This window comes from Pseudomonas sp. FW305-20 (assembly GCF_058788075.1).
Genome location: NZ_JBYTAJ010000067.1, coordinates 1 through 7,480 on the forward strand (window position 1 = coordinate 1; position 7,480 = coordinate 7,480).

6 protein-coding genes are annotated in these 7,480 nt (G+C 60.3%); 3 read left to right on the forward strand and 3 right to left on the reverse strand.

All coding sequences use genetic code 11. The features are described 5' to 3' along the window. Positions 1 to 252: 252 nt before the first annotated feature. Positions 253 to 2,349 (forward strand): putative bifunctional diguanylate cyclase/phosphodiesterase, encoded by a 2,097-nt coding sequence (locus AC3WP4_RS28365; RefSeq protein WP_102614335.1) that lies wholly within the window; start codon positions 253 to 255, stop codon positions 2,347 to 2,349. A 78-nt stretch (positions 2,350 to 2,427) separates the two neighbouring features. Beyond that, on the forward strand, positions 2,428 to 3,174 hold the full coding sequence (locus AC3WP4_RS28370) for an SDR family oxidoreductase (protein WP_102614334.1): 747 nt from the start codon (positions 2,428 to 2,430) through the stop codon (positions 3,172 to 3,174). 150 nt (positions 3,175 to 3,324) lie between these two features. On the opposite strand, the gene mapR is transcribed toward AC3WP4_RS28370, so the two are convergent. The 3 genes from mapR to AC3WP4_RS28385 all read right to left on the reverse strand — a co-directional run bounded on the left by mapR (position 3,325) and on the right by AC3WP4_RS28385 (position 6,746). Further along, positions 3,325 to 4,734 carry a GntR family transcriptional regulator MpaR gene (gene mapR, locus AC3WP4_RS28375; protein WP_076031034.1) on the reverse strand — a complete coding sequence of 470 codons (1,410 nt, stop codon included), beginning with the start codon at positions 4,732 to 4,734 and terminating at the stop codon, positions 3,325 to 3,327. A 152-nt stretch (positions 4,735 to 4,886) separates the two neighbouring features. After that, positions 4,887 to 6,317 carry a cytochrome c oxidase accessory protein CcoG gene (ccoG, locus tag AC3WP4_RS28380; RefSeq protein WP_102614333.1) on the reverse strand — a complete coding sequence of 477 codons (1,431 nt, stop codon included), beginning with the start codon at positions 6,315 to 6,317 and terminating at the stop codon, positions 4,887 to 4,889. Positions 6,318 to 6,512: 195 nt separating this feature from the next. Beyond that, entirely contained in the window at positions 6,513 to 6,746 is a 234-nt protein-coding gene (locus AC3WP4_RS28385; protein WP_074876784.1) for a DUF3203 family protein, read from the reverse strand. A 138-nt stretch (positions 6,747 to 6,884) separates the two neighbouring features. On the opposite strand from AC3WP4_RS28385, the gene AC3WP4_RS28390 reads away from it, so the two are divergent. Next, complete coding sequence (locus AC3WP4_RS28390) at positions 6,885 to 7,391, forward strand: MgtC/SapB family protein (RefSeq protein WP_074876782.1); 507 nt, start codon at positions 6,885 to 6,887, stop codon at positions 7,389 to 7,391. Positions 7,392 to 7,480 lie beyond the last annotated feature (89 nt).

Below are 7,480 nucleotides of genomic sequence, written 5' to 3' on the forward strand. Positions count from 1 at the left end.
ACCATACGCTGCGGTGTCTCAGATAAATCGCGTGCACAGGATTCACGACTGCTGCGCAGCCGAACGCAGCCTCGCAAGCTCGACAGCTGCTACAACTGGTCGCGGCCGTTGCGAGGTGTCAAACAAGCGTTTCATCGGCTTGATGGCCATTTGCTTATTTTGTCGGTGCGTTCGTTTGCGAAATCAGTACAATCGCCCGATTTGCCCCGCCGAGAACGGAAGCAGTACGGAGGGGCTGTCGCGAGTAGTCTCATGCTTATCGGTAGCTATTCCCCCACGCTGGTCATCATCTCGCTGTTTGTAGCGATTCTCGCCTCCTATACCGCGCTCGACCTGACCGGACGCATTGCCACGGCCAAGGGCCGGGCCGTGCATCTATGGACGGCGGGCGGCGCCTTTGCCATGGGGATTGGCGTGTGGTCGATGCATTTCATCGGCATGCTCGCGTTCCAGTTGCCCATCGACCTCGGCTACGACATCGGCATCACATTGCTGTCATTGCTGATCAGCATCCTGTCCTGCGGCTTTGCCCTGTGGCTGGTCAGCCAGCCACAATTGCCAGCCTGGCAACTGGCATTCGGCGCGCTGGTCATGGGCGGCGGGATCAGCGCGATGCATTACACCGGCATGGCCGCCATGCGCATGCAACCGGGTATCGATTACGATCCGACGCTGTTCAGCGCCTCGCTGCTGATCGCCGTAGTCGCCTCGGGCGCCGCCTTATGGATCGCTTTCCGCCTTCGCCAGCACACGCCTTATGTCGGCCTGATCCGTGGCGGCGCGGCGGTGATCATGGGGTTTGCGATCGTTGGTATGCATTACACCGGCATGGCGGCGGCGCGTTTCCCGGATGGCAGCTTCTGTGGCGCGGCCATCAACGGCCTGAACGGCAAGGGCCTGGACAATCTGGTGCTGATCACCACCCTGGCAGTGTTGAGCCTTGCCTTGTTGACCTCAATCCTCGATGCGCGCCTCGAGGCCCGCACTGCAGGCCTTGCCCACTCATTGACCGAGGCCAACCGCGAACTGACTCAACTGGCCCTGCATGACACCCTGACCGGCCTGCCGAATCGCGTGTTGCTGGCTGACCGCATCGATCAGGCGATGTCCATGGTGCAGGAGCAGGGCGGCTGTTTCGCGTTGATGTTCATCGATCTGGACGGGTTCAAACCCGTCAACGATGCCTTCGGTCACCATATGGGCGATCTGTTGTTGCGTGAAGTCGGTCTGCGCTTGCGCGAGGATTTGCGCAGCCACGACACCTTGGCGCGGATCGGCGGTGATGAGTTCGTTCTACTGGTGCAGCTTGGCGAACAGAATGACGCATTGAGCCTGGCCGCCCGTCAGGTCGGGCTGATCGCGCGTTCGTTCCGGGTCGCCGAACATGACTTGCAGATTTCCGCCAGTGTCGGCATCGCGATTTATCCGGGTAACGGTGAAACCGCCGAAGAATTGCTGATGAACGCCGACGCGGCGATGTATCACGCCAAGGGCGCCGGCAAAAACGGCTATTCCTTCTTCGATGCCTCGATGAACAGCAACGCGCGCAAACAACTGCAATTGTTGCAGGACCTGCGTATCGCCCTCGATCAGCAGCAGTTCAGTCTCTATTACCAACCCAAGTTCGATGCCAACAATGGTAAGCCGGTCGGCGCCGAGGCGTTGCTGCGCTGGGTGCATCCGACCCAGGGCATGCTGTTGCCGGACAAGTTCATCGAACTGGCGGAAAAGACCGGGTTGATCATTCCGATTGGCGAGTGGGTGCTCAACGAAGCCTGCCGTCAGATGCGCGAGTGGTACGTGCTCGGGTACACCGACTGGCGCATCGCCGTGAACCTTTCAGCCCTGCAGTTCTGCCACGCAGGCCTGGTCCAGAGCGTCGCCAAAGCCTTGGCCACTCACCATTTGCCGGCCAACAGCCTGACCCTCGAGATCACGGAAACCACCGCCATGAGCGATGCCGATGCGAGCATGACGGTGCTTCAGGAGCTGTCGGCAATGGGGGTCGACCTGTCGATCGACGACTTTGGCACCGGCTATTCGAGCTTGATGTACCTCAAGCGCTTGCCCGCCAATGAACTGAAAATCGACCGCGGTTTTGTCCGCGACCTGGAGCGTGACAGCGATGATGCTGCCATCGTTTCCGCCATCGTCGCCCTCGGTCAGGCACTGGGGTTGCGGATCGTCGCCGAAGGGGTGGAAACCGGTTCGCAGCAAGACTTCCTGACGCAACTCGGTTGTGATTCGCTTCAGGGTTATCTGCTCGGGCACCCGCTGCCGGCTGAACGCTTCATGGTGGATATTCTGCGTGCAGAGCAATTGGCGGTGAGTCTAGAGCAATGTGATTGATGTGGGTCCATGCAAAAGCCAGCCATGACGGTTATTCTTGGCCCTGACTGCTAACGCTTGGTATGGGGGAAATTTCGCATGGACAAAGTCATCGTCATCACTGGCGGCAGCCGTGGTATCGGCGCCGCCACAGCCCTGTTGGCCGCCGAACAAGGCTATAAGATCTGCATCAACTACCTGGCCGACGAATCCGCTGCGCAAAAGGTGCTGGAGCAAGTCCGCGCCCTCGGTGCCCAAGCCATCGCGGTACGCGCTGACGTCAGCATCGAAGATGAAGTGATCGCCTTGTTCCACCGCGTGGACACTGAGTTGGGCCGGGTCACGGCACTGGTGAACAACGCCGGCACCGTCGGGCAGAAGTCCCGGATCGATGAAATGTCGGAATTCCGTATCCTCAAAATCCTCAGAACCAACGTCCTGGCGCCGATCCTCTGCGCCAAACACGCGATCCTGCGCATGTCGCCCAAGCATGGCGGGCAGGGTGGCAGCATCGTTAACGTGTCCTCGGTGGCCTCACGCCTGGGTGCGCCCAATGAATACGTCGATTACGCCGCCTCCAAAGGTGCGCTGGATACGTTCACCATCGGCCTGTCCAAGGAAGTGGCTGGCGAAGGCATCCGCGTCAACGCGGTGCGCCCTGGTTACATCTACACCGATTTCCATGCGTTGAGCGGTGACCCGGATCGGGTCAGCAAGCTGGAGTCGGCGATTCCAATGGCTCGGGGCGGACGTGCGGAAGAAGTGGCCGAGGCGATTGTGTGGTTGCTGTCGGACAAGGCTTCCTATGCGACCGGGACATTCGTCGACCTTGGTGGTGGGCGTTAAGTCCATAGATTTACATTGTTTGGGTGGGCCTCATCGCGGGCAAGCCACGCTCCCACAGGATTTGTGTCGTTCACAACCTTCTGATCGACACCGTCCATTGTGGGAGCGTGGCTTGCCCGCGATGAGGCCGGTACCGGCAAAACCAAGCCCTCAGAACGACCGCACAATCCGCCCCAACGTTTCCATCGCCTTCTCGGCCGTCTCATCCCAGGGGCTGCCGTAATTCAGGCGGATGCAATTGCGAAAGCGCTGGGTCGGAGAAAAGATCGGCCCGGGCGCAATGCTGATTCCTTGCGCCAACGCCATCTGAAACAACTTCAGTGAATCCATCTGCGGTGGCAACTCCAGCCACAAAAAGTAGCCGCCGGCCGGTTGGCTGACGCGAGTCTGCGCCGGGAAGTAGCGCGCGATAGCGGCGAGCATGGCGCTTTGCTGTTCTTCCAGGGCGTAACGCAGTTTTCGCAGGTGCCGGTCGTAGCCGCCGTGTTGCAGGTAATCGGCGATGGCCGCCTGGGCCGGCATCGACGCGCACAGCGACGTCATGAGTTTCAGCCGTTCGATTTTCTGCGCATAACGTCCGGCGGCGACCCAGCCGATGCGGTAGCCGGGGGCCAGGCTTTTGGCGAACGAACCGCAGTGCATCACCAGCCCTTCGGTATCAAAAGCCTTGGCCGGTTTCGGCGCCTGTTGGCCGTAATAGAGTTCGGCGTAGACGTCGTCTTCGATCAGCGGCACCTGATGGCTGCGCAATAGCTCAACCAGTTCCTGCTTCTTCGCCTCGGGCATCGTCGCGCCCATCGGGTTCTGGAAGCTGGTCATGCACCAGACAGCCTTGATCGGGTGCCGTGCCAGGGTTTGCGCGAGTACGCCAAGGTCGATGCCATCGCGCGGATGCACGGGGATTTCCACGGCTTTGAGCTTCAGCCGCTCGAGGATTTGCAGGCACGCGTAGAACGCCGGGGCTTCGATGGCCACCAGGTCGCCGGGCTCGGTGACCGCTTGCAGGCACAGGTTCAGCGCTTCCAGCGCGCCGTTGGTGATCAGCAGTTCTTCCATGGGCAGCATCAGGCCGCCGACCATGTAGCGCAGGGCGATTTGTCGCCGCAGTTGCGGGTTGCCCGGCGACATGTCGGTGACGACCATGCGCGGGTCCATCTCGCGGGCGGCGCTGGCCAGGGAGCGGGACAGGCGTTGCAGCGGGAACAGGGTCGGGCTGGGGAAGGCCGAGCCGAAGGGCACGGTGTTCGGGTCCTTGATCGAATCGAGGACCGAGAACACCAGTTCACTGACGTCGACTTCGGTGGATTCATTGACCTGACTGCTGATCACCGGCTCCGAGAACGGGCTCGGCGCGTGTGCGTTGACGAAGTAGCCGGAACGCGGCCGAGCGCGGATCAGGCCGCGACGTTCGAGCAGGTAGTAGGCCTGGAACACCGTGGATGGGCTGACCCCGTAAGTCTGGCTGGCGTAGCGCACCGACGGCACACGCTGGCCGGGGCCGAGAACGCCGGAGCGAATCAGTTCAGCGATGTCATCGGCGAATTTTTCGTAGCGTTTCATCGAGTGCCTGGAATGAAGTTATTCAGGAGATACGCTGTTGTGGCGAGGGAGCTTGCTCCCGCTGGGGTGCGCAGCGCCCCTGAAATTTTACGACTGCTGCGCAGCCGAGCGGGAGCAAGCTCCCTCGCCACAGAGCTCCATAGTCTAGGGGATCATCTGTTCATCGGCGCAACAAACCGGCTCTTCGCCACGCTATAAATCTCAGGCTCATCACTGTCGGCAATCTTGAAGCTGATCGTCTGCGAACTGCTGCTCGGCCGTTCCGTGGTCATCGCCACCGACACCGGCTCATCGACAATCTCGCCCGGCGCCAGGCTCAGTTCGGTCTTGCCTTGCAGCAGGAAGCCGCCGTCATCGACCAGGGTCAGGCGGTAATCCTGGCGTTGCTGGGTCTTGTTGATGATTTTCAGGCTGTAGATGTTCTCGATCTGCCCCTGACTGTTCTCGCGGAACAGGCCACGGTCCTTGCTCACGTCCAGCGAGACCATCGGCCGCTCCACCAGCGCCAGGGCCAGCGCACCGATCATTACTAGCAGGACCGCGGTGTAGCCGATCAAACGTGGCCGCAACAAATGCGTCTTGCCACCCTGCAATTGATGCTCGGAGGTGTAGCTGATCAGCCCGCGAGCGTAGCCCATTTTGTCCATGATCGAATCACAGGCGTCGATGCACGCGGCGCAACCGATGCATTCCATCTGCAAACCGTCGCGGATGTCGATGCCGGTCGGGCAGACCTGCACGCACACCTGGCAGTCGATGCAATCACCGAGGCCGACTTCTGCCGGTGCCACGTCACGTTTGCGCGGGCCACGGTTTTCGCCACGGGCCACGTCGTAGGAGATGGTCAGGGTGTCTTTGTCGAACATCACGCTCTGGAATCGCGCATACGGACACATGTGCATGCACACCGCTTCACGCAGCCAACCGGCGTTGATGTATGTCGCGCCGGTAAAGAACAGCACCCAGAACAGGCTGACACCGCCCATCTGCAAGGTCAGCAGTTCTTCGGCCAGTGGCCGGATCGGGGTGAAGTAGCCGACAAAGGTCAGGCCGGTCAACAGGCTGATGGCCAGCCACAAGGTGTGCTTGGCCGAGCGGCGGACCAGCTTATTCAGGCCCCAGGGCGCGGCTTGCAGCTTGATCCGCTGGTTGCGTTCGCCTTCGGTGAGTTTCTCGCACCACATGAAGATCCAGGTCCAGGAGCTCTGTGGGCAGGTGTAACCGCACCAGACTCGCCCGGCAAACACGGTGATCGCGAACAGGCCGAACGCGGCAATGATCAGCAACGCCGACAGCAGAATGAAATCCTGTGGCCAGAAGGTCGCACCGAAGATATGGAATTTGCTTTCGGAAAGGTCCCAGAGCACCGCCTGGCGGCCGCCCCAGTTCAACCACACCGTTCCGAAGAACAACAAAAACAAAAACCCCGCGCCGCTCAGGCGCAAGGTGCGGAATAGACCGGTGAAGCTGCGGGTATGGATCAGGTTGTCGCTGGACTTGGCCTTCATCTTTGGGCGCGAAGGCTCATAGCTTTGAACGGACGGGGCACTTTCAACAATTCGGACGGGGATTCTATCGCTCATGGTCTTTCGCTCATCAGCCTCCATCAGGCCTGAGCACTATGAGCGCCGATCTGTTTGCATAACAGACTCACCTATTGCAATAAAAAGCGGATCAGATGGGCTTTGATCCGCTGCCTGCGACAAGTTGATGCACCCGCTATAGCGGGACCCGGACGCCTATATCAAGCGCCGGCGGGGGTTATTGATCCGGGTCAGTCAAATCACCGAACCACTGTCGGTGGCTTTCAAATGCCTACGCCCGTCGACTGCGCCTGCTACGGTCAATGCGTCGGCTTCTGCTTCGGTGATGTAGAAAGGCTTGTCATTGAGTTCCACCATCGACATGGATTTTTCCGGGTCGGTGACGATGGTGACGTCGGGACACAAACGAATTTCTTCGCCGTTCGCGGTAATGAAGAAGCAGGTCTGGTTTTCGATGCGCACAGTCATGAAGGTGTCCTTTTTTTCTGTGGTTTCTAAAACGTTAGGGCGCAGCCTTGGATCATCGTTCTGTGCAACTGATTAATGGTCGACGCGGTCCATCGTCAATAGAGCAACTTTCCATTAAGTCATCACAAGGACAACACCATGAACGCTTGGTGGCATGAGGTTTGGGTGACCCTGCAAGCGGAGTTCGCCGACATTGGCGATGCTTCACAACTGACGCGCATTACCGTGCGCTTGCTGATGGCTGCGGTGTTGGGCGGGATTCTCGGCTTCGAACGCGAGCACAAGGGCAAGGCCGCCGGGGTTCGCACCCACATGCTGGTGGCCCTCGGCGCGGCGCTGTTCGTGCTGGTGCCGCAAATGTCCGGCTCGCAAGCCGATGCCATGAGCCGGGTGATGCAGGGGGTGATCGCCGGGATCGGCTTTCTCGGCGCGGGGACTATTCTGAAAAACAACGATGGCGACGAGGGGCACGTCAAAGGCCTGACCACCGCCGCCGGGTTGTGGATGACCGCGGCCATTGGTGTTTCGGCCGGGTTGGGGCGAGAGGCGACGGCGGTGCTCAGCACGTTGCTGGCATTGGCGATTCTCGGCGTGATGCCCGCTGTTGTGCGCATGATCGACAAGGACAAGGACCAAACTCCGTGAATGATCGTTCCTACGCTCTGCGTGGGAATGCAGCCCGGGACGCTCCGCGTCCCATCCAGAGCCGAACGCGGAGCGTCCGTGGAGGCATT

Coding starts and splice junctions, on each gene's coding strand:
- AC3WP4_RS28370 (WP_102614334.1), top strand. CDS start 2,428: ATGGACAAAGTCATCGTCATCACTGGCGGCAGCCGTGGTATCGGCGCC.
- ccoG (WP_102614333.1), bottom strand. CDS start 6,317: ATGAGCGATAGAATCCCCGTCCGAATTGTTGAAAGTGCCCCGTCCGTT.
- AC3WP4_RS28385 (WP_074876784.1), bottom strand. CDS start 6,746: ATGACTGTGCGCATCGAAAACCAGACCTGCTTCTTCATTACCGCGAAC.
- AC3WP4_RS28390 (WP_074876782.1), top strand. CDS start 6,885: ATGAACGCTTGGTGGCATGAGGTTTGGGTGACCCTGCAAGCGGAGTTC.
- mapR (WP_076031034.1), bottom strand. CDS start 4,734: ATGAAACGCTACGAAAAATTCGCCGATGACATCGCTGAACTGATTCGC.
- AC3WP4_RS28365 (WP_102614335.1), top strand. CDS start 253: ATGCTTATCGGTAGCTATTCCCCCACGCTGGTCATCATCTCGCTGTTT.